The organism is Streptomyces sp. NPDC048606 (assembly GCF_040650855.1).
Lineage (GTDB): Bacteria > Actinomycetota > Actinomycetes > Streptomycetales > Streptomycetaceae > Streptomyces.
In genome coordinates this window covers 90,973-111,989 of the sequence record NZ_JBEZIB010000027.1, presented here as the reverse complement: position 1 = coordinate 111,989, position 21,017 = coordinate 90,973, and the positions used below count along the sequence as shown (strand labels likewise).

18 protein-coding genes and 2 tRNA genes are annotated in these 21,017 nt (G+C 73.7%); 16 read left to right on the top strand and 4 right to left on the bottom strand.

All coding sequences use genetic code 11. The annotated features are described in order from the left end of the window. Position 1: 1 nt before the first annotated feature. The 5 genes from AB0D01_RS26930 to AB0D01_RS26910 all read left to right on the top strand — a co-directional run bounded on the left by AB0D01_RS26930 (position 2) and on the right by AB0D01_RS26910 (position 5,214). The gene (locus AB0D01_RS26930; RefSeq protein WP_363059567.1) at positions 2-1,051 is read left to right on the top strand and encodes an acyl-CoA dehydrogenase family protein; all 1,050 of its coding nucleotides are present in this window, start codon (positions 2-4) and stop codon (positions 1,049-1,051) included. Then, positions 1,048-1,500 carry a MaoC family dehydratase gene (locus AB0D01_RS26925; protein ID WP_363059565.1) on the top strand — a complete coding sequence of 151 codons (453 nt, stop codon included), beginning with the start codon at positions 1,048-1,050 and terminating at the stop codon, positions 1,498-1,500. Before AB0D01_RS26930 ends, AB0D01_RS26925 begins: the two co-directional genes overlap by 4 nt. Then, a complete protein-coding gene (locus tag AB0D01_RS26920; RefSeq protein ID WP_363059564.1) occupies positions 1,497-2,663 on the top strand; it encodes a lipid-transfer protein in 1,167 nt (388 codons plus the stop codon). Before AB0D01_RS26925 ends, AB0D01_RS26920 begins: the two co-directional genes overlap by 4 nt. Positions 2,664-2,798: 135 nt before the next feature. After that, positions 2,799-3,332, top strand: a complete 534-nt coding sequence (locus tag AB0D01_RS26915) for a SigE family RNA polymerase sigma factor (RefSeq protein WP_363059562.1) — start codon at positions 2,799-2,801, stop codon at positions 3,330-3,332. Between the two features lie 232 nt (positions 3,333-3,564). Then, positions 3,565-5,214 carry a long-chain fatty acid--CoA ligase gene (locus tag AB0D01_RS26910; protein ID WP_363059560.1) on the top strand — a complete coding sequence of 550 codons (1,650 nt, stop codon included), beginning with the start codon at positions 3,565-3,567 and terminating at the stop codon, positions 5,212-5,214. Positions 5,215-5,250: 36 nt separating this feature from the next. Here the strand turns inward: AB0D01_RS26910 and AB0D01_RS26905 are convergent, their stop codons facing one another. The 3 genes from AB0D01_RS26905 to AB0D01_RS26895 form a co-directional block, all read right to left on the bottom strand. Beyond that, positions 5,251-5,826, bottom strand: a complete 576-nt coding sequence (locus AB0D01_RS26905; protein ID WP_363059558.1) for an antibiotic biosynthesis monooxygenase — start codon at positions 5,824-5,826, stop codon at positions 5,251-5,253. A 13-nt stretch (positions 5,827-5,839) separates the two neighbouring features. Next, a complete protein-coding gene (locus tag AB0D01_RS26900) occupies positions 5,840-9,175 on the bottom strand; it encodes a PAS domain-containing protein (RefSeq protein WP_363059556.1) in 3,336 nt (1,111 codons plus the stop codon). Positions 9,176-9,294: 119 nt separating this feature from the next. Continuing rightward, complete coding sequence (locus tag AB0D01_RS26895) at positions 9,295-9,720, bottom strand: SSI family serine proteinase inhibitor (protein ID WP_363059554.1); 426 nt, start codon at positions 9,718-9,720, stop codon at positions 9,295-9,297. Positions 9,721-9,951: 231 nt separating this feature from the next. On the opposite strand from AB0D01_RS26895, the gene AB0D01_RS26890 reads away from it, so the two are divergent. The 3 genes from AB0D01_RS26890 (at position 9,952) to AB0D01_RS26880 (ending at position 11,108) form a co-directional block, all read left to right on the top strand. Next, a tRNA-Ser gene (locus AB0D01_RS26890) sits at positions 9,952-10,042 on the top strand. 368 nt (positions 10,043-10,410) lie between these two features. After that, a tRNA-Arg gene (locus tag AB0D01_RS26885) sits at positions 10,411-10,483 on the top strand. A gap of 259 nt (positions 10,484-10,742) precedes the next feature. After that, positions 10,743-11,108 (top strand): PH domain-containing protein, encoded by a 366-nt coding sequence (locus AB0D01_RS26880; RefSeq protein WP_363059552.1) that lies wholly within the window; start codon positions 10,743-10,745, stop codon positions 11,106-11,108. A 4-nt stretch (positions 11,109-11,112) separates the two neighbouring features. On the opposite strand, the gene AB0D01_RS26875 is transcribed toward AB0D01_RS26880, so the two are convergent. Then, positions 11,113-12,069: an SMP-30/gluconolactonase/LRE family protein gene (locus AB0D01_RS26875; protein ID WP_363059550.1), complete on the bottom strand. Its 957-nt coding sequence runs from the start codon at positions 12,067-12,069 to the stop codon at positions 11,113-11,115. Positions 12,070-12,177: 108 nt separating this feature from the next. Between AB0D01_RS26875 and AB0D01_RS26870 the strand changes: the two genes are divergently transcribed. The 8 genes from AB0D01_RS26870 to AB0D01_RS26835 all read left to right on the top strand — a co-directional run bounded on the left by AB0D01_RS26870 (position 12,178) and on the right by AB0D01_RS26835 (position 20,990). Further along, positions 12,178-12,612: an Lrp/AsnC family transcriptional regulator gene (locus tag AB0D01_RS26870; protein WP_363059548.1), complete on the top strand. Its 435-nt coding sequence runs from the start codon at positions 12,178-12,180 to the stop codon at positions 12,610-12,612. Between the two features lie 17 nt (positions 12,613-12,629). After that, complete coding sequence (locus AB0D01_RS26865) at positions 12,630-13,490, top strand: DUF2797 domain-containing protein (protein ID WP_363059609.1); 861 nt, start codon at positions 12,630-12,632, stop codon at positions 13,488-13,490. 107 nt (positions 13,491-13,597) lie between these two features. Then, entirely contained in the window at positions 13,598-13,936 is a 339-nt protein-coding gene (locus AB0D01_RS26860) for an antibiotic biosynthesis monooxygenase (protein ID WP_363059546.1), read from the top strand. Then, a complete protein-coding gene (locus tag AB0D01_RS26855) occupies positions 13,920-14,858 on the top strand; it encodes an amidohydrolase family protein (protein ID WP_363059544.1) in 939 nt (312 codons plus the stop codon). The genes AB0D01_RS26860 and AB0D01_RS26855 overlap by 17 nt, the downstream gene beginning before the upstream one ends. An 88-nt stretch (positions 14,859-14,946) precedes the next feature. After that, positions 14,947-15,714, top strand: coding sequence for a response regulator transcription factor (locus tag AB0D01_RS26850; RefSeq protein WP_363059542.1), 768 nt, complete (start codon positions 14,947-14,949; stop codon positions 15,712-15,714). Positions 15,715-15,881: 167 nt separating this feature from the next. Beyond that, positions 15,882-17,381, top strand: coding sequence for a HAMP domain-containing sensor histidine kinase (locus AB0D01_RS26845; protein WP_363059607.1), 1,500 nt, complete (start codon positions 15,882-15,884; stop codon positions 17,379-17,381). Positions 17,382-17,406: 25 nt separating this feature from the next. Continuing rightward, positions 17,407-18,753, top strand: coding sequence for a glycosyltransferase (locus AB0D01_RS26840; RefSeq protein WP_363059540.1), 1,347 nt, complete (start codon positions 17,407-17,409; stop codon positions 18,751-18,753). Beyond that, positions 18,750-20,990, top strand: a complete 2,241-nt coding sequence (locus AB0D01_RS26835) for a glycosyltransferase family 39 protein (protein WP_363059538.1) — start codon at positions 18,750-18,752, stop codon at positions 20,988-20,990. Before AB0D01_RS26840 ends, AB0D01_RS26835 begins: the two co-directional genes overlap by 4 nt. Positions 20,991-21,017: the final 27 nt, after the last annotated feature.

The following is a 21,017-nucleotide window of genomic DNA, read 5'->3' as shown; positions in this document are numbered from 1 at the left end:
CATGGACTTCCACCCCACCGAGGAACAGGCCGAGGCCGTCGCCCTCGCCGCCCGGATCTTCCGCGACCTCGCCACCCACGAACGCCTCGCCGCCGCCGGCACCGCGAGCGACGCCGAACTGTGGAAGGCGCTCACCACCGCCGGGCTCACCGCGGCGGTGGAGGACCTCGGACTGCTCGGCCTGGTGCTGCTGCTGGAGGAGCAGGGCCGCACCACCGCGCAGGTCCCGTACGCCGCCACCTGCGCCTACGGGATCCTCCCCGTCGCCGCGCACGGCACCGACGCCCAGCGGGCCCGACTCCTGCCCGCGCTGGGCAGCGGCGAAGCCGTCGCCACGGGCGCCTTCCCGGCCCGCGGCCGTGTCACCGCGGCCGCGGACGGACGCCTCACCGGTGTCGCGCCCGTCGTGCCCTGGCTGCGCGACGCCACGCACGTCCTCGTGCCCGACGCCGATCGGGCGCTGTGGATCGTACGGACGGACGCACCCGGAGCGGTCACGGAGCCCGTGGAGACCACCGCCCCCTGGGCGGCGGGCCGGCTCACCCTCACCGGCGCCCCGGCGGAGCGCCTCGGCGGGGAGGGCGCCTACGAGGCCACCCTGGCCGCCGCCCGCACCGCGTTCGCCGGCCTCCAGGCGGGCGTCTGCGCCGGCTCGCTCGCGCGCGCCGTGGAGTACACCTCCACCCGCGAACAGTTCGGGCGACCGCTGTCCACGAACCAGGGCGTGATGCTGCGCGCGGCCGACGCGTACATGGACACCGAGGCGATCCGCGTCACCGCCTACGAGGCCGCCTGGCGTCTCGACGAGGGGCTCGCGGCGCGCGAACACGTGCTGACGGCGGCCTGGTGGGCCTCGGAGGCCGGCAAACGGGTCGTGCACGCGGGCCAGCACCTGCACGGGGGCATGGGTGCCGACCTGGACCATCCGGTCCACCGCCACTTCCTGTGGGGCCGCCAACTGGACGCCTACCTGGGCTGCGGCGGCGAACTCCTGGAGGAGCTCGGCGCATCGATGGACAGGGAGCCGATCGAGGAGGAGGAACCCGCATGAACGTCGGCGACGCGCTGCCGCCACTGGAGATCCCGGTGACCCGCACCCTGATCGTCGCGGGAGCCATCGCCTCCCGCGACTACCAGGACGTCCACCATGACGCGCGGAGCGCCCGCGACAAGGGTTCCCCGGACGTCTTCATGAACATCCTCACGACCAACGGCCTGGTCGGGCGGTACGTCACCGACCACCTCGGACCGCGCTGCGTGCTGCGAAGGGTCGCCATCCGGCTCGGCGCCCCCAACTACCCGGGGGACACGATGACGCTGAGCGGCACCGTCACCGCCGTCGACGGGGACACCGCCGAGATCCGGATCGTGGGCGCCAACGGCATCGGCCACCACGTCACGGGCACGGTCACGGTGACCCTGGCGGACGCGGACGGCCCGCCCGGCCCGCCCGGCGCGTCCGTCGCGGCGGGCTCGGAGCGCGCGGGGGGTGCGGCATGAGCGTGCGGAGCAGGGACGAGCTGGGCGGACGGGCCGCCGTCGTCGGGATCGGGGCCACCGAGTTCTCCAAGGACTCCGGTCGCAGCGAGCTGAAGCTGGCCGTCGAGGCGGTGCACGCGGCCCTGGACGACGCCGGGCTCGCCCCGGCCGACGTCGACGGCATGGTCACCTTCACCATGGACACCAGCCCCGAGATCACCGTCGCCCAGGCGGCCGGCATCGGGGACCTGTCCTTTTTCTCCCGCGTCCACTACGGCGGCGGCGCGGCCTGCGCGACCGTTCAACAGGCCGCCCTGGCCGTCGCCACCGGGGTCGCGGAGGTAGTGGTCTGCTACCGGGCCTTCAACGAGCGTTCCGGGCGCCGCTTCGGCTCCGGCGTCCAGCAGCGCGAACCCTCGGCGGAGGGGGCGGCGCTGGGGTGGTCGCTGCCCTGGGGGCTGCTGACCCCGGCGTCCTGGGTCGCCATGACCGCCCAGCGCTACCTGCACGCGTACGGGCTGACCCCGGAGGCCTTCGGGCACGTCGCGGTCACCGGCCGCCGGCACGCCGCGAACAACCCCGCCGCCTGGTTCCACGGCAAGCCGATCACCCTCGCCGACCACGCCGCCTCGCGCTGGATCGTGGAACCGCTGCGGCTGCTGGACTGCTGCCAGGAGACCGACGGCGGGCAGGCGCTCGTCGTCACCACCACCGAGCGGGCCCGTGACCTGCGGCGCAAGCCCGCCGTGATCACGGCCGCGGCGCAGGGAGCCGGCCGGCGCCAGGAGGGGATGACCTCCTTCTACCGCGACGACCTCACCGGGCTCCCGGAGATGGGCGTGGTGGCCCGCCAGCTGTGGCGGACCAGTGGGCTGCGACCCGGCGACATCGACGTGGGGATCCTGTACGACCACTTCACCCCCTTCGTGCTGATGCAGCTGGAGGAGTTCGGCTTCTGCGGGCCGGGTGAGGCCGCGGACTTCGTCGCGGCCGACGCGCTGCCGCTGAACACCCACGGCGGCCAGCTCGGCGAGGCGTACCTGCACGGCATGAACGGCATCGCCGAAGCCGTCCGCCAGATCCGCGGCACCTCCGTCAACCAGGTCCCGGGGGCCGCCCACGCCCTGGTCACGGCCGGGACCGGGGTACCGACGTCGGGCCTGGTCCTCGGAGCCGACGGCTGATCCACCCCGCCCCTCGGCCGCCGCCCCCTCCACCTTCAGGAGGTGGGGCGGGGGCCCGTCCTACAACCTGAGACGGACCCGGCTTCGGCACCTGCGGCCGATTCCAGGGCCGGCGCGCGCTCCTAGCGTGGAGCCATGACCACGCCTGTGTGCACGCTCGCCTCGAATCCGACGCCGTATCCGTCGTTCTCGGCGTACGTCCGGACCCGCGGCTCGGTCCTGATGCGTACGGCGCGTTCGCTCACCGCCAACCCCTGCGACGCCGAGGACCTGCTCCAGACGGCCCTCACCAAGACCTACGTCGCCTGGGACCGGATCGAGGACCACCGGGCCCTGGACGGCTACGTCCGGCGGGCCCTGGTCAACACCCGCACCTCGCAGTGGCGCAAGCGCAAGGTCGACGAGTTCGTCTGCGACGAGATCCCGGAACGCGAGGAGCCCCCGGGCGTCGACCCCGCCGAGGCGCAGGCCCTGCGCGACGCGATGTGGCGCGCGGTCACCCGGCTACCCGACCGGCAGCGGGCCATGGTCGTCCTGCGGTACTACGAGGACCTCAGCGAGGCGCAGACCGCCGAACTGCTCGGCGTCTCGGTGGGCACGGTCAAGAGCGCCGTCTCCCGGGCCCTGGGCAAGCTCCGCGAGGACCCCGAACTCACCCCCGTGCGGTGAGGCCGAGCCGGCGGGGCCGGTGTTTCACGTGAAACACCGGCACGTGAAACACCGGCCGCGACCGACTGCCCCCGGCCCGTGTTTCACGTGAAACATCCGTAGGGGAGCCGCCGCGCCCGGTGATCGACACCTCCGTTTGTACTCCCGGGTAGTGACATGCCGACCGGTACGTGCGCAGAATCGCAGCATCCGTAAGCCGCCGCAGCGCCGCAGCGCTCACCGGGAGGACGCTTTGCTGAGCACCATGCAGGACGTACCGCTCCTCGTCACCCGCATACTCCGACACGGGATGACGATCCACGGGAAGTCCCAGGTCACGACCTGGACCGGGGAGGCCGAGCCGCATCGCCGCAGCTTCGCCGAGATCGGTACCCGCGCCACCCGCCTCGCCAACGCCCTGCGGGACGAGCTGGGGGTCCGGCAGGACGACCGCGTGGCCACCCTGATGTGGAACAACGCCGAACACGTCGAGGCGTACTTCGCGATCCCTTCCATGGGCGCCGTGCTGCACACTCTGAACCTGCGTCTGCCTCCCGAGCAGCTGGTCTTCATCGTCAACCACGCGGTGGACAAGGTCGTCCTGGTCAACGGCACCCTCCTGCCGCTCCTGGCGCCCTTGCTGCCGCACCTGCCCACCGTCGAGCACGTCGTGGTCTCCGGCATCGGCGACCGCTCGGTCCTGGAGGGCCTCGCGGTGCGCGTCCACGAGTACGAGGAGCTCCTCGACGGTCGCCCCGACCACTACGACTGGCCCGAACTGGACGAACGCCAGGCCGCGGCCATGTGTTACACCTCGGGCACCACCGGGGACCCCAAGGGCGTCGTCTACTCCCACCGGTCCGTCTACCTGCACTCCATGCAGGTCAACATGACCGAGTCGATGGGCCTGACCGACAGGGACACCAGCCTCGTCGTCGTCCCGCAGTTCCACGTGAACGCCTGGGGGCTGCCCCACGCCACCTTCATGACCGGCATCAACATGCTGATGCCGGACCGCTTCCTCCAGCCGGCGCCGCTCGCCGAGATGATCGAACGGGAGAAGCCCACCCACGCCGCGGCGGTCCCCACCATCTGGCAGGGGCTGCTCGCCGAGGTCACCGCCAACCCGCGCGACCTGAGCTCGATGAAGCAGGTCACCATCGGCGGCGCGGCCTGCCCGCCCTCCCTGATGGAGGCCTACGACAGGCTCGGCGTACGCCTGTGCCACGCCTGGGGCATGACGGAGACCTCCCCGCTCGGCACCATGGCGCACCCGCCCGCCGGGCTGAGCCCCGAGGAGGAGTGGCCCTACCGCGTCACCCAGGGCCGATTCCCCGCGGGCGTCGAGGGGCGCCTCGTCGGCCCCGCCGGGGACCTGCTGCCCTGGGACGGAGAGTCCGCCGGCGAGCTGGAGGTGCGCGGCAACTGGATCGCCGCCTCCTACTTCGGCGGGGTGTCCGGCGAACCCGTACGCCCCGAGGACAAGTTCAGCGCGGACGGCTGGCTGAAGACCGGCGACGTCGGCGTGATCAGCCCGGACGGGTTCCTCACGCTCACCGACCGGGCCAAGGACGTCATCAAGTCCGGCGGGGAATGGATCTCCAGCGTCGAGTTGGAGAACGCCCTGATGGCCCACCCGGAGGTGGCGGAGGCGGCGGTCGTCGCCGTTCCCGACGAGAAGTGGGGCGAGCGCCCCCTGGCCACCGTCGTCCTCACGGACGGCGCCACGGTGGACTACGCCGGACTGCGCTCGTTCCTCGGCGGGACGATCGCCAAGTGGCAGCTGCCCGAGCGCTGGGCGCTCGTCGAGGCCGTCCCCAAGACGAGCGTCGGCAAGTTCGACAAGAAGGTGATCCGTCGCCAGTACGCCGAGGGCGAGCTGGACGTCACGCACCTGGACTGAGCCGGTCCACCGGGGCGCCCGGCCCCGCCCCGGGCGTCAGCCCTTCGTGAGCCATGGCCGCAGCAGCCTGCTGACCGCGGGCATGGCCACGTAGGTCATCAGGGTGCTGAAGACGACGGCGAACGCGGCCGTCCGCAGCACGAAGTGCACGTCGACCAGGTACGGCCCGAGCACCGCGTTGCCGGCCAGCGAGATCGGGAAGATGGCCAGCCCCGAGCTGATCGCCATCTTCCACCGCGGCGGCGCGGGCCGGGTCGTACCCGGCTTCGCGAACCAGGTCTCCATGCCGTGCAGTTCGCGCCGGGCTATCTCGGTGTGGTGGTGGCCCTCGCAGTGCGCGAACCAACGGGCCCGCTCCGGCGAGTCCTGCCACCGCTGGAAGGCGGCCTGGTCACGGAAGCGGTGCACCAGGAACCACGGGGCCCCCTCCGCCGCCGGACGGAACAGCCCGTAGCCGAGGTGGTCCGGGAAGCCAGCCGCGGTCTCCAGGATCCCGCGCGCCCACGTCTCGAAGGCCTCCTCGTAACCCGGCTCCACCTGCCGCGCGATGAGCAGGCTCACCTCCCCGTTGTCGGCGGGGACACTGTGCTCGGTCGTATCGGTGATGGCCATCGGCCCAGGATGGCTAGTTGGTGCCGATCTTGGCCAGCAGGTCCACGATCCGACCCTGCACGTCCGTCGTGGTCGCCCGCTCCGCGAGGAACAGCACGCTCTCCCCCGACGCCAGCCTCGGCAGGTCACCCGGCTCGATGCCGGCCGTGGTGTACACGACCAGGGGGGTGCGCGTCAGCTGCCCGTTGGCCCGCAACCAGTCCACGATCCCGGCCCGTCGACGCCGCACCTGCATCAGGTCCATGACGACCAGGTTGGGCCGCATCCGGGACGCCAGCTCCACCGCGTCGGTGTCGGCCCCGGCCCGACCGACCTGGAGGCCGCGCCGCTCCAGCGCGGCGGTCAGCGCGGTGGCGATCTCGTCGTGCTCCTCGATCAACAACACCCGGGACGGGTGCTGCTCGCTGTCGCGCGGCGCGAGCGCCTTCAGCAGCACGGCGGGATCGGCCCCGTACGCCGCCTCGCGCGTGGCGTGCCCCAGCCCGGCCGTCACCAGCACGGGCACCTCGGCGGCCACCGCGGCCTGACGCAGCGACTGCAGGGCGGTGCGGGTGATCGGACCGGTCAGCGGGTCGACGAACAGCGCGGCGGGGAAGGCGGCGATCTGCGCGTCCACCTCCTCACGGGAGTGCACGATCACCGGGCGGTAGCCCCGGTCGCTGAGCGCCTGCTGCGTCTGCGCGTCGGGCGCCGGCCACACCAGCAGTCGGCGCGGGTTGTCCAGCGGCTCGGGCGGCAGCTCGTCGTCCACGGGCTGCGGTACGGGCCGGTTGACCACCTCCACGGCCCCACCGGGACCGTCCAACGGTTCGGGACCCTCGGCGGCGCCCGCCTCGGGGGCCCCTATGGCGAAGGCCCGCCCCTGCGGGGTCGGTTCGGAGAGCCGGCGCCGCCGGCCGGAGCCGGAGCCGCCCGCCGTCTGGCCGGGGTCCACGGAGACGCCCTGGCCCAGGGTGCCGAGCGCACGCACGCTGATCGGCTGCCCGGCACCCGGGGCGTCCCCGGGCTGCCGCGCTCCGGGTACGGCGACCTGCCCCGCCCCGTCGGTGTCCTCGGCGGCGGTACGGGCCGCGGGAACGGGCCAGGCCGGGGTCGCCGGCAGCGCGCGCCGCCGCCCGGTCGGGTGGGCGGTGTCCTCGGCGGGAGCGTCCTGCGGCTCGGGCTCCGCGGCTGCGCCGGCGGGCGCGCCGAGCACGCGACGGCCGCGCCGTCCGCCCGGGGCCTCGGACCCGGCGTCGGCGGGCGCGGGAGCCGCACCGGCCATCGCGGGGGCCTGCGGGGCCTGCGGAGCCTGCGGTGCGGCGGCCGGGGTCGGGCCGGCGGGCAGGGCGAAACCCCCCTCGGGGGCCACGGGTCGGGGCGCGGCGGGCGGGGTGAGGCCGGCCGCCGGCACGGGACCACCGGGCTGCCCGGCGGCCCCGGCGGGGCCCAGGGTGCGGCGGCGTGCGGCCGGGTGCTCCGTCACCGGGACGGGGGGCACGGCCGGGACGGGCGGCAGCGCGGGCATGGCGGTCCCCTGCGGGGGAACGGGCCGTACGGCTCCGGGTCGGCCGGGGTCGTCCCCGTCGTCGCCCGCACGGCCGCGCCGGCGTCCCGTACCGAGCCCGGCCGGGTTCACGGGGGACTGGGCGAGTTCGGGGCCGGAGGCACCCGGTTCGGCGGCGTTGCCGTCCGCGCGGCGCCGCCCGGACGGCAACGCGAGCGCGCCCCCACCCTCGCGGGCCTCGGGGGACCGGGCTTCGTCCGCGTCGTCCTCCAGGAAGGCGTCCACCCCGCGCCGACCGCGCCGGCCACCGGACACCGTCGCCGGGCCACCGGTGCCGTCGGCCCCGTCGGACGTCTGGGCCGCCGCCTGCGCCGCGGGCTCCTCCGCCGGCTCCGGCAGGGTCACCGTCCCGGCCCCGGAACCCAGCGGCAGCTCCAGCACGTACGCCCCGCCGGGGGCGCCCGGAACCTCCACCGTCTGCAACACACCGCCGTGCGCGGCGACGATGCCCCGCACGATCGGCTCGTGGACCGGGTCGCCGCCCTCGTAGGGGCCGCGCACCTCGATCCGTACGACGTCACCGCGCTGCGCGGCGGCCACCACGATCGTGGAGTCCCCGTACCCGCTGCCCTGGGCCGTCTTGCCGGTCGCGTCCACCCCGGCGACGTCCGCGACGAGGTGCGCGAGGGCGGTCGCGATGTGCCGCTCGTCCACCTCGGCCTCGATGGTCGGGGCGTGGACCGCGAACTGGGCGCGCCCGGGGCCGATCAGCTCGACGGCGCCGTCGATGCCGGCCGCGACGACCGTGTTGATCAGGACGTTCTTCTTCTTCAGCTTCTCGCTGCCCGCGTCCAGGCGCTGGTAGCCGAGGACGTTGTCGACCAGGGTGGTCATCCGCGAGTAGCCGGCGGCCAGATGGTGCAGCAGCTGGTTGGCCTCGGGCCACAGCTGTCCGCCGTCGTCCGCGGCCAGGGTGGCCAGCTCCCCGCGCAGCTCCTCCAGGGGGCCGCGCAGGGACTCGCCGAGCACGGCCAGCAGCTGGGCGTGGCGCGCGGCGAGGGCGTCGTAGGGGCGCCGGTCGGTGAAGGTCATCACCGCGCCGACGAGGACCTCGCCGTCGCGCACGGGGGAGGTCGTCAGGTCGACGGCGACCGGCTGACCGGCCTTGTTCCACAGCACCTGCCCGCGGACGCGGTGCTTGCGTCCGCTGCGCAGGGTGTCGGCGAGCGGGGACTCGTCGAAGGGGAACGGCGAGCCGTCGGCGCGGGAGTGCTGGATCAGCCCGTGCAGTTCGCGGTTGCCGAGGTCGGTGGCGCGGTACCCGAGGATCTGGGCGGCGGCGGGGTTGACGAGGACGACGCGGCCCTCGGTGTCCGTGCCGACGACGCCCTCGGCGGCGGCGCGCAGGATCATCTCGGTCTGCCGCTGCGAGCGGGCCAGCTCGGCCTCGGTGTCCACGGTCTCGGAGAGGTCGCGGACGACGAGCATCAGCAGTTCGTCGCCGGTGTAGGCGGGCTGGGGCTCGCGGTAGGCGTCACGGCCGTCGAGGTGGGCGCTGGTGAGCTCGACGGGGAACTCGCTGCCGTCGGTACGGCGCGCGGTCATCCGGCGCGGCGCGGTCCGACCGGTCACGTCGTCGCCGGGACGACGCATCGAGCCGGGGATCAGTTTGGAGTCGAAGTCCGGGAAGAGGTCCAGGACGCCCCGGCCGACGAGACCGGTCCCGGGGCTCTCCATGACTTCGAGCGCGATCGAATTCGCGTTGACGACCGTGCCGTTGGCGTTGACGAGCAACAGCGCGTCCGGGAGCGCGTCGAGTATTGCTGCGAGGCGAGCAGCGCCTCGGGATGGCCTGCTGCTCACGACGAGCTTCCTCCCTGACCACGACTACCGGCATGTCACGGGAGGAGTCTAAGGGCACCGTCCCGCGGCGAGGTGGCGGATGGACGGGGGAAAACGTGCATCCGCCGCATCCTCCCTGGTCAGGAACGCGCAGTCGGAAGCAGAGGTTCCAGGGCGTTCCACCGGGCGATGTCGCACCCGTCCTTGCGGCGGAACGTGGCGTTCACCTTCTCGCCGCGCCATGTTCCCGTGACGCGGGCGGTGGCGGGACCGCCGTCCTGGAAGGTGCACATCTGCCGCTTGGGTTCGGGTGCGAAGGGGGCCTCGCCGTCCTTGTGGAAGCGGTCGAGGAGGGCACAGGCCTTCTCCGCCTCGGGGTGGTCGCCGCCCACGGGCCGGCATTCCAGCCGGTACTCGCCGTCGAGGGCGGGGTTGCCGGTGTGCGAGATGTTGACGGTGAGCCGGTCCGGCGTCGCCAGCAGCCGCGCGAGGGGCAGCGGCGGCAGCGGGCCGACGGCGGCGGCGGCCAGGGCCGAGGTGACGGCGAGGGCGGCGAGACGCAGCATGGGGTCACTCCAGGTCGTCCGTACGTCGTACGCCTCACCAACGACGGGCTCGCTCCGACGTTGCGTCCGTCCCGCCGCGCGGCGGGGGCGGACACCTGTGCCGCAGGTGTACGAGTGGTCTTAAGCCTTTGCCCTGCGGGCCCGGCTCCTTGTACCGTTGGCAGCGGATTGGTGACCGGCCCCGCGGCTGTGTCATCATCTGCACGCACCCTCGTACGCGTGGGGTGTGCTGGAGGCGTCGCCTAGTCCGGTCTATGGCGCCGCACTGCTAATGCGGTTTGGGTCTTACCACCCATCGAGGGTTCAAATCCCTCCGCCTCCGCGCTTCATCGAAGCCCCGGTCCTCACGGACCGGGGCTTCGATGTGTTCGGGGGCGTGTCGGGGGAGTTCTGCGGGTGTCCGCCGTCGGAGTGCCCGGCGCGGCCCGGCATGGCGCGGGGCCGGCGGGAGCGTGGTGTGGGTCCCGAGGGTCCGTTCAGGGCTTGGAGGCGCCGCGGGGGTGTTTCGGACGGCCCCCGAGGGGAACCGGATGGCCCGGCGGGCGTCGCGCGGATCCGGCCCGACGATCTTCATCTGAGGCGTTTCCGCAGGTCAGAGGCCCTTTGGCTAATGGATTTCGCGTCCCGGCGAGGTCCATGTATTGTTGTTCTCGCAAGGCCAACGGGGCGAAAAAAACCCGGGAAGCCCAAGCACTCGTAGCTTAACGGATAGAGCATCTGACTACGGATCAGAAGGTTGCAGGTTCGAATCCTGCCGAGTGCACAGCAGGCCAGAGGTCCTCAGGAGAAATCCTGAGGACCTCTGGTCGTATGTGGGCACATGCGTTGGTGTGCGGGGGGCGGGTGTGCGCGCCGGCGGAAACAGTCCTCAAGGACGAGGTTCCCCCGGAGATCCCCCTGAAGTGCCGAGGGTCGAGATGGCTCCCGCGGGGGACGTGGACCAGGCCGCCCCTTGCATAAGGTTTTCGAAGACGTTCGCAGACGTTCGCGAACGGTCGAAGACGAAGACTGAGGGGGACCCCATGGGACTGTTCGGAAACGCGCACACGGTCGATCCGGTTTCGGCGCAGCGCGACTTCGCGCGCCTGCTGGGCAACGGGGAGCAGGTCCACGCCGCCTACCTGCTGATCCGGGACACGATCCTGTTCACCGACCGGCGCCTGGTGCTGGTCGACAAGCAGGGCATCACCGGGAAGAAGGTGGAGTACCACTCCATCCCGTACCGGAGCATCACGCACTTCGCCGTGGAGACCGCCGGTCACTTCGATCTCGACGCCGAGCTGAAGATCTGGATATCGGGCAGCGCCACGCCGATCGAGAAGACCTTCACCAAGGGGGTCGACATCTACGAGGTGCAGGCGATCCTCACCCAGTTCGTCGCGCGCTGAGGCCTCACGCCCGTCGCCCGACGCCCGGCCCGCCCTGGGGTCGGGCATCGGGGTGGACGCGGGGCAGCCCGGTGACCGACAGCACCAGTGAGTACAGCGAGGTGGTGGCGGTGATGAACAGGCGGTTGTTCTTCGGTCCGCCGAAGGCGATGTTGGAGACCGGCTCGGGGACGCGCAGGCGGCCGATGAGGTCCCCGTCCGCCGCGTGGCACCGGACGCCCGATGCCATCGCGGCCGCCCACAGCCGGCCCTGGTCGTCGAAGCGGATGTTGTCCACGCCGGGGCAGTCGGCGAAGACCCGGTCGCCGCTCAGGGTGCCGTCCTCGCCGACCTTGAAGGCTCGGATGTGGCCCGCGCGGGTGTCGGCCGCGTACAGCTCGCTCTCGTCGGGGGAGAAGACCAGGCCGTTCGGGCCGAGGAAGCCGTCCGCGACGAGACGGACCTCGCCGGTGGTCGGGTCGGCCCGGTAGAGGTTGCAGGCCCCGATCTCGCTCGGCGCGCGGTAGCCCTCGTAGTCGCTGGTGATGCCGAAGTCCGGGTCCGAGAACCACACCGAGCCGTCGGAGCGCACCACGGCGTCGTTCGGGCTGTTGAGCCGCTTGCCGTTCCAGCGGTCGGCGATGACGGTGAGGGTGCCGTCGGGTTCGGTGCGGGTGACGCGCCGGTTGCCCTGCTCACAGGTGATCAGGCGGCCTTCACGGTCGAGGGTGTTGCCGTTGGGGTGTCCGGCCCGCTCGCGGAAGACGGAGACCGCTCCGGTCGCCTCGTCCCAGCGCAGCATCCGGTCGTTGGGGATGTCGCTCCACACCAGCTGGCGCCAGGCCGGCAGGTACAGGGGCCCCTCGGCCCAGCGGCAGTCGTCGTGGAGCCGCTCCAGGCGGGCGTCGCCGTTGGCGCAGCGCCCCGTACGGAAGCGTTCGTCCAGAATCTCGTACAAGTTAAGGTCGGCAATGCCAGACATAATCTGCCCCCGGAGGTGATTGGCCGAATTTTGTTCGGTGTGATGCTGAGATTGCAGGATCCGGTACCGTCTCCGCAAGAGTCGAGGGGTATCCGGGAGGAAGATCGCGTGGACGACATCGATCGGGCGCTGGTCCTGCGCCTCCAGCAGGACGCGGGCCAGTCGTACGCCGCTCTGGGCACCGCCGTCGGGCTTTCCGCCGGGGCGACCCACGAGCGCGTCCGCAAGCTGAGGGAGCGCGGGGTCATCCGGCGGACGACCATCGACGTGGACCCGGCCGCCGTCGGCAGCGGGGTGTTGGCCTACGTCATGGTCGACTCCGACGCCTGGATGGGCGACTCGGGCGCCGCCTTCGCCGCGATCCCCGAGATCCAGGAGGCGCACGTCATCGCCGGCAGCGCCTCGGTGCTGGTCAAGGTGCGCGCGGCCTCCACCGGGCAGCTCCAGGACGTCCTGCGCCGCCTCTACGCGATCGACGGGGTCAGCGGGACGCAGGCCACGGTGGTCCTGGACACCTTCTTCGAACGGCCGCTGCCACTGTGACCTGGCAGTGCGCCGGAATGCGGTGGACGGGTGGGCGCCCCGCCATCGGCTGGTACGGGCCCGGGGGCGCGGAGCGCGACAGCCCGCTCGTGCCCGGGCGGGTGCTGGCCTTCGTCGCGCGCGGCGAGCGGCGTTGCCCGGGCGTGTGGCGGGCCGGCCGGCGTACGCCGTGCCCGCGCGAGGCGGTCGTGCCCGGGCGGGCCGGGAACGCCCAGTGCCCCGAATGCGCCCGCCTGGACCGGTCCTTCTCGGTGGCCGCCGACACGAACGTCGCCGATCCGCGCACCTACCGCGTGTACCTGGCGTGGTTCGGGCCGGACATGGTCAAGGTCGGGATCACCGCCGAGGAGCGGGGATCCACCCGGCTCCTGGAGCAGGGCGCGGTGACCTGGGCCTGGCTGGGGCGGGGCCCGCTGATGGCCATGCGCCGTACCGAGGAGCTGCTGCGGGCCGCCCTCGGGGTCCCGGACCGGATCGCCTACTCCCGCAAGCGCGCCGCGCGCGCCGCACTGCCCCCCGAGCCCGAGCGGGCCCTGGAGGTGGCGCGGCTGCACGCCCGCGCGGCGGCTCTGGAGGGGTGGCCGGAATCCCTGGAGCGGCTGGAGTGCGAGGTTGTCGACCACGCCGGGCCGTTCCACCTGGCCGCGCTGCCGACCCCCGCGCGGTCGCCGTCGCAGCTGCTGTCCGGCGCCGCCGTCGTGGGGCGCCTCGTGGCCGCCGCCGGGCCGGACCTGCACTTCGCGGACGGGCTCGTCGTCGACACCCGACTGCTGACGGGGTGGGATCTGGCGCCGGCCCCCGAGGGCGCGGTCACCGACGCGCCGCTGGTGGACATCGCCCCGCCGGCGCCCCCGGTCGAACAGGACGGCCTCTTCTGATCGTGGCCCGCGCCCCGTGGGGGCGAAGGTCAAAACTTGGATCCCTTTGGCCTCCCGGGCCGGATTGCTGTGGACATGCCCGGGGGTCGCCACGGAGGGTGGAGGGCATGAAGATCGATCCTGTTCCCGCCTTCGAACCCCCTTACGTCATGGCCGTGTTCAGCAACGTGCGCACCCCCGACGAGACGGGTTTTCCTGATACCGAGGCCCGGATGGTCGAGATCGTCTCGAAGAACCCGGGACTGCTCGGCTACGAGTCCGCCCGCACCCCCGGCGGTCTCGGCATCACCGTCGCCTACTTCCGCGACCACGAGTCGCTGGCCGCCTGGCGCAAGGACACGGAGCACCAGGCGGCCATGAAGCACGGTCGCGCCCACTGGTACGAGAGCTACACGCTGCACGTCGGGACCGTGGAGCGGAGCCACGGGCATGTCCGCAACGCCTGATACGGCTGATACGGCCGGGCAGGCCCGGGCCGGGGCGGCGACGGCGGCGGCGACGGCCGAGGCGGTCCGGGCCTTCCGGGAGCGGCTCGCCGTACCGGCCCTGGTCGACGTGCACACGCACTTCATGCCCGAACGGGTCCTGGACAAGGTCTGGGGCTACTTCGACTCGGTCGGTCCCCTGACGGGCGTCGCGTGGCCGATCGTGTACCGGCACGAGGAGGAGCGACGGGTCGCCCTGTTGCGGGAGTTCGGCGTCCGGGCCTTCACCGCGATGCTCTACCCGCACAAGCCGGCGATGGCGGCCTGGCTGAACTCCTGGGCCGCGGAGTTCGCCGCCCGTACCCCCGACTGCCTGCACACCGCCACGTTCTTCCCGGAGGAGGGCGTCGAGACGTACGTACGGCAGGCCGTGGAACGCGGGGCCAGGGTCTTCAAGGCGCACCTCCAGGTCGGCGGGTACGACCCGAACGACGAACGCCTGGAGCCGGTGTGGGGGCTGTTGGCCGAGGCGGGGATCCCCGTCGTCGTCCACTGCGGTTCGGGACCGGCCCCCGGCAGGCACACCGGGCCCGGGCCCATCGGCCGGCTGTTGGCCCGCCACCCCCGGTTGCCCCTGATCGTCGCGCACATGGGGATGCCCGAGTACGCCGAGTTCCTCGACCTCGCCGCGCGCCACCGCGAGGTGCGGCTCGACACGACCATGGCCTTCACCGACTTCTCCGAGCGGCTCGCCGCCTTCCCCGCCGACCGGCTCGGCCGGCTCGCCGACCTCGGGGACAGGATCCTGCTGGGCACGGACTTCCCGAACATCCCCTACCCCTACGAGCACCAGTTGGCGGCCCTGGAACGGCTGGGCCTGGGCGACGCCTGGCTGCGCGCGGTCTGCCACGACAACGGCGCCCGCCTCTTCTCGCTCCGCTGAGGGGCCCGCCGCCCGGTGGACCGCGTTTCTCAGGAGATTCACAGGAACCGGCAAGAACGCTCTCAGGGGCGCCGGCCAGCCTGGGGCCATGACAGCGACGACCACCTCCCACGCGTCCCCGTCCACCGGCACCCCGACGGCCCTCGTGCGCCCCGACGGGGGACCCTGCCGGGTCCTCGTCGTCGACGACGAGGCCTCGCTCTCCGAGCTGCTGTCCATGGCCCTGCGCTACGAGGGCTGCGAGGTCCGCAGCGCCGGTGACGGCGCGGGCGCCGTACGGGCGGCCCGGGAGTTCCGCCCGGACGTGGTGGTCCTCGACATCATGCTTCCCGACATGGACGGGCTGACCGTGCTCGGTCGGCTGCGCCGGGAGATCCCGCAGGTCCCGGTGCTGTTCCTGACCGCGAAGGACTCGGTCGAGGACCGCATCGCGGGCCTGACGGCCGGCGGGGACGACTACGTCACCAAGCCCTTCAGCCTGGAGGAGGTCGTGGCACGGCTGCGCGGGCTGGTCCGTCGTTCGGGCGCCGCGCAGGCCGCGCGCGGCGGCTCGGTGCTCGCCGTCGGCGACCTGCTCCTGGACGAGGACAGCCACGAGGTGGTCCGGGGCGGTCGGGAGGTCCGGCTGACCGCCACCGAGTTCGAGCTGCTGCGCTACCTGATGCGCAACCCGCGTCGGGTGCTGAGCAAGGCGCAGATCCTGGACCGGGTGTGGTCCTACGACTTCGGCGGCCAGGCCAACGTGGTCGAGCTCTACATCTCCTACCTGCGTCGGAAGCTGGAAGCGGGCACCGGACTGCCCCCGATGATCCACACCCGGCGCGGCGCCGGATACCTGATCAAGCCGGCCGAGTAGTGGCGACCGGCTCCACCGGAACCGGGTCCGCGTCGACCGGCTCCACCGCGACCGGCTCCGCGTCGACCGGGTCCACCGCGACCGGTCCGGCGGGCGGGGGCCCGCGTCCGCGCCGCTTCGGGGGCGGCCGGCGGGCGGGTCGCGGCCCGCGCCGGCGCCCCTGGTCCCTGCGGACCCGGCTCGTCGTCTCGGCGGTGGCCCTGATCGCCGTCGTGGGGGCGGCGATCGGCACCGTCACCACCCTCACCCTGCGCTCGTACCTCGTCGACCGGCTCGACGAGCAGCTGCGGGTCTCCCTGGAGATGGCCACCCGGGGCCCCGGGGGCGGGAAGGCCGCGCGGGAGAACAGCATCGGCTTCGTCCTGGCCCCCGGAAACCCCTCCGGCACCGCCGGCGTCCGTCTCGACCCCTTCGGCAAGGTGCTCGCCACCGCGCGCAGCACCCCCGCCGGCCAGGAGTCCGTCGATCACGTGCAGCCCCTCACCGAGGCCCAGACGCGGGCCTTCACCGAGGCCGCCCGCGCGGCCGCCCGGGCCGGCTCGGGCACGGTCGACCTCGACGTACCCGAACTGGGCGCCTACCGGGTCCGTACCGCCCCCGACGGACGGCTCGTCCTCGGCCTCCCGCTGCGCGAGGTCGACTCCACCGTACGGATCCTGGTGGCCGCCGAGGTCTCCGTCACCGCGGCCGGACTCATCGCCGCCTCCCTCGCCGGCCAGGCCCTGGTCGGAGCCGCCCTGCGACCCCTGCGCAGGGTCGCCGCCACCGCCACCCGGGTCTCCGAACTCCCCCTGCACAGCGGTGAACCCGCCCTGCACGAGCGGGTGCCCGACGCCGAGGCCGACCCCCGTACCGAGGTCGGCCAGGTCGGCGCCGCCCTCAACCGGATGCTGGGCCACGTCTCCTCCGCGCTCACCGCCCGCCAGCACAGCGAGATGCGGGTCCGCCAGTTCGTCGCCGACGCGAGCCACGAACTGCGCACCCCCCTGGCCTCCATCCGCGGCTACGCCGAACTGACCCGCCGGGGCCGGGAGGAGACCGGACCCGACACCCGCCACGCACTGGCCCGCATCGAGTCCGAGGCCACCCGGATGACCGGGCTGGTCGAGGACCTGCTGCTGTTGGCCCGTCTCGACGCCGGCCGCCCGCTCGACACCGGGGACGAGGGCGACGACGGGATCGACCTCGCCCCGCTCGTCGTGGACGCCGTCAGCGACGCCCGCGCCGCCGGCCCGGACCACCACTGGAGGCTCGACCTCCCCGACGAGCCCGCGCCCGTACGGGCCGACGCGGCCCGGATCCAACAGGTGCTGGTGAACCTCCTCGCCAACGCCCGGACCCACACCCCGCCCGGCACCACCGTCACGGCCCGTGTTTCACGTGAAACATCCGCCGTCCGGCTCCGGATCGAGGACGACGGCCCCGGGATCCCGCCCGCCCTGCTGCCCCACGTCTTCGAACGCTTCGCCCGAGGAGACGCCTCCCGCTCCCGCGCCGCCGGATCCACCGGCCTCGGCCTCGCCATCGTCCAGGCCGTGGTGGCCGCGCACGGTGGCAGGGTCGGCGTGCGCAGCGAGCCGGGACGGACCGCCTTCGAGGTCGAACTCCCCCTCGCGGCCGGCGCCGCGCACTCACAGACGGGTCACAGCCTGAGCACACACCGGTGACAGCGCGCCCCGCGAGGGTCGGAGCATGCCAACCGACACCTCTCCCGGGGCCCTGCCCGCACGGACGCCGCTCGCGCCGCTGCCGGGGGTGCCCGTACTCGACGTGGTGATCCCGGTCTTCAACGAGGAGAAGGACCTCGGCCCGTGCGTGCGCCGGCTGCACGCGCACCTCACGCGGTCCTTCCCGTACCCCTTCCGCATCACCATCGCCGACAACGCGAGCACCGACCGCACCCCGCGGGTCGCGGCCGCCCTCGCCGCCGAGATCGAGGGGGTGCGCAGCACGCGGCTGGAGGAGAAGGGGCGCGGCCGGGCGCTGCGCACCGTGTGGTCCGCCTCCGAGGCACCCGTCCTCGCGTACATGGACGTGGACCTGTCGACCGACCTCAACGCGCTGCTGCCGCTCGTCGCGCCGCTGATCTCCGGCCACTCCGACCTCGCCATCGGCACCCGCCTCGCCCGTTCCTCGCGCGTGGTGCGCGGGGCGAAGCGGGAGTTCATCTCCCGCGCCTACAACCTGCTGCTGCGCTCCTCGCTCGCCGCCCGGTTCAGCGACGCCCAGTGCGGGTTCAAGGCCATCCGGCGCGAGGTCGCCGAACGGCTGCTGCCGCTCGTTGAGGACTCCGGCTGGTTCTTCGACACCGAGCTGCTGGTGCTGGCCGAACGGGCCGGACTGCGCATCCACGAGGTCCCCGTGGACTGGGTCGACGACCCCGACTCCACCGTCCACCTCGTCCGGACCGCCACCGAGGACCTCAAGGGCGTCTGGCGGGTCGGCCGGGCGCTGGCCGTCGGCGCGCTTCCGCTCGACCGGCTCGCCCGCCCCTTCGGCGACGACCCGCGCGACCGGACGGCGCTGCCCGGGGTGCCGCGCGGGCTGGCCCGCCAACTCCTCGGCTTCTGCGCGGTCGGCGTGCTCAGCACCCTGCTCTACCTGGTGCTCTACTCGGCGCTGCGCGCCCTGGCCGGGCCGCAGGGCGCCAACGCGGCGGCGCTGCTGCTGTGCGCCGTCGCCAACACCGCCGCCAACCGGCGGCTGACCTTCGGCGTGCGCGGCCGGGCCCGGGCGGTCCGCCACCAGGCCCAGGGGCTCGTGGTGTTCGGCATCGGCCTCGCCCTGACCAGCGGCTCGCTCGCCGCCCTCGCGGCGGCCGGCTCCCGACCGGGGCACGGCACGGAGCTGGCCGTGCTGATCACCGCGAACCTCGCCGCCACCGTGATCCGCTTCCTGCTCTTCCGGGCCTGGATCTTCCCCGAGCCCCGGCCCGCACCCTGGCCCGCACCCCGGCCCGAGCCCGGTCCCGAGCCGCGTTCGACCTCCCGATCCGACACCGCCGTCCACACCCCGACCATCACGAAGGAGGGCCCGTGACCACGGCCGCGCCGCCGCTCTTCCCGCCCACCGAGCCCGCGCCCCCCTCCGGGGCGACGGCCGGTTCCGCCACCACCCGGTACGCCGCCGCCCGCCCCCGGTGGGAACGGCCCGCCCTCGCCGCCCTGCTGCTCGCCACGGCCCTCCTGCTGCTGTGGAACCTCGCGGCCTCCGGCTACGCCAACTCCTTCTACTCCGCGGCCGTCCAGGCCGGTTCCGAAAGCTGGAAGGCCTTCTTCTTCGGCTCCTCCGACGCGGGGAACTCCATCACCGTCGACAAGCCCCCGGCCGCCCTGTGGCCGATGGCCCTGTCCGTACGGCTCTTCGGGCTCGGCTCCTGGCAGATCCTCGCCCCGCAGGCCCTGATGGGCGTCGCCACGACCGCCGTGCTGTACGCCTCCGTGCGCCGCTGGTTCGGACCGGCGGCCGGCCTGATCGCGGGCGCGGCCTTCGCACTGACGCCCGTCGCCGCGCTGATGTTCCGCTTCAACAACCCCGACGCGCTGCTCACGCTGCTGCTGACCGTCACCGTCCACTGCGTCCTGCGCGCCCTGGACGGGGCGCGCACCCGGTGGCTGGTGTGGGCGGGGGTCGCGGTCGGGTTCGGCTTCCTGACCAAGACCCTCCAGGCGTTCGTCATCCTGCCGCCCCTCGTCCTCCTCTACGCGTTCTGCGCGCCGACCCGCCCGCTGCGACGCCTGCGGCAGCTGTCGCTCGCCGGTCTCGCGATGGTGGCGGCCGGCGGCTGGTGGACGGCGATCGTGGAGCTGTGGCCCGCCGGGTCCCGCCCGTACATCGGCGGCTCGCAGAACAACTCGTTCCTGGAACTGACCCTCGGCTACAACGGCCTCGGCCGCATCAACGGCAACGAGACGGGCAGCGTCGGCGGCGGAGGCCGCTCCGGTGGTCCGGGCGGCGGGGGCTGGGGCGAGACCGGCGTGGACCGGCTGTTCTCGGCCAACATCGGCGGTCAGATCTCCTGGCTGCTGCCCGCGGCCCTGGTGCTGCTCGTGGCCGGCCTGGTCATCACCTGGCGGGCCCGCCGGACCACCGACTCCCTGGAGGGCATGGCCCGCGCCGCCTTCCTGGCCTGGGGCGGCGGCCTGCTGATCACGGCCGTGGTGTTCAGCTGGATGCAGGGCATCTTCCACGAGTACTACACGGTCGCGTTGGCGCCCTTCGTGGCCGCGCTGGTGGGCATGGGGGCGGCCGTCCTGTGGGAGGAGCGGGGGGCGTGGCCCGCCGCGCTGACCCTGTCCGGGACCCTCGCGCTGACCGCCTGCTGGGCCTTCGTCCTGCTCGGCCGCTCGACCGGGTACCTGCCGTGGCTGCGTTGGACGGTCCTGGTGGCGGGCGTGGGCGCGGCGCTCGCGCTGCCCTTCGCCGCGCGGCTGGGCCGTCGGGCGGTGCCCGTGGTGGTGGCGGTCGGGCTGGGCGCGGCGCTGGCCGGGCCGTTGGCGTACTGCCTGACGACGGTGAGCACGGGGCACACGGGTTCCATCGTGACCGCCGGTCCGGCGGTGGCCGGTGCCCGGGGCGGGCCGGGCGGTGCGGGAGGCCCCGGGGGCGCGCCGGCGCGGTTCGGCGCGGGCGGCGAAGCCCTCCCGCGGGGCGGCATGCGGGGCGGCTTCCCGGGCGGAGCGGCCGGAGGCTTCCCGGGCGGGGCCCCGGGCCGGGGTCCCGGCGGTCCGGGTACCGCCGCGGACGGCACGGGAGCACCCGACGGCGGTGCCACGGACCGCGCCGGCCAGGCCCGCCCCGGCGGCCAGGGGGGTCAGGCCCGTCCCGGCGGCCAGGGGGGCGGTCCCGGTGGGCTGCTGGGCGGGACCAGGGTCGGTGACGAGGCGAAGGCCGCGCTGCGCGACGGCGCCTCCCGCCACACCTGGGCCGCCGCGACCGTCGGCTCCCAGAACGCGGCGAGCTACCAGCTGGCCTCCGGGGAGCCGGTGATGGCGATCGGCGGGTTCAACGGCAGTGACCCCTCCCCGACCCTGGAGCGGTTCCAGGCGTACGTGAAGGAGGGCCGGATCCACTGGTTCATCGGCTCCGGCACGCTCCAGGGCGAGCCGGGCGGCGAGGGTGCCGGCGCCGCGGCACCGGGCGGCGCGCGCGCCGGTGGTCCCGGTGGGGCAGCGGGCAACGCCATCGACGGTTGGGTCCGGGCGAACTTCCGGGCGACCACCGTCGGCGGGGCCACCTTCTACGACCTCACGTCCCCGGTGTCCGGTACGTCCTGACGCGGGCGGGGGTCGCGGCCGCCGGCG

Coding starts and splice junctions, on each gene's coding strand:
- AB0D01_RS26930 (WP_363059567.1), top strand. CDS start 2: ATGGACTTCCACCCCACCGAGGAACAGGCCGAGGCCGTCGCCCTCGCC.
- AB0D01_RS26925 (WP_363059565.1), top strand. CDS start 1,048: ATGAACGTCGGCGACGCGCTGCCGCCACTGGAGATCCCGGTGACCCGC.
- AB0D01_RS26920 (WP_363059564.1), top strand. CDS start 1,497: ATGAGCGTGCGGAGCAGGGACGAGCTGGGCGGACGGGCCGCCGTCGTC.
- AB0D01_RS26915 (WP_363059562.1), top strand. CDS start 2,799: ATGACCACGCCTGTGTGCACGCTCGCCTCGAATCCGACGCCGTATCCG.
- AB0D01_RS26905 (WP_363059558.1), bottom strand. CDS start 5,826: ATGGCCATCACCGATACGACCGAGCACAGTGTCCCCGCCGACAACGGG.
- AB0D01_RS26895 (WP_363059554.1), bottom strand. CDS start 9,720: ATGCTGCGTCTCGCCGCCCTCGCCGTCACCTCGGCCCTGGCCGCCGCC.
- AB0D01_RS26880 (WP_363059552.1), top strand. CDS start 10,743: ATGGGACTGTTCGGAAACGCGCACACGGTCGATCCGGTTTCGGCGCAG.
- AB0D01_RS26875 (WP_363059550.1), bottom strand. CDS start 12,069: ATGTCTGGCATTGCCGACCTTAACTTGTACGAGATTCTGGACGAACGC.
- AB0D01_RS26865 (WP_363059609.1), top strand. CDS start 12,630: ATGCGGTGGACGGGTGGGCGCCCCGCCATCGGCTGGTACGGGCCCGGG.
- AB0D01_RS26860 (WP_363059546.1), top strand. CDS start 13,598: ATGAAGATCGATCCTGTTCCCGCCTTCGAACCCCCTTACGTCATGGCC.
- AB0D01_RS26855 (WP_363059544.1), top strand. CDS start 13,920: ATGTCCGCAACGCCTGATACGGCTGATACGGCCGGGCAGGCCCGGGCC.
- AB0D01_RS26850 (WP_363059542.1), top strand. CDS start 14,947: ATGACAGCGACGACCACCTCCCACGCGTCCCCGTCCACCGGCACCCCG.
- AB0D01_RS26840 (WP_363059540.1), top strand. CDS start 17,407: ATGCCAACCGACACCTCTCCCGGGGCCCTGCCCGCACGGACGCCGCTC.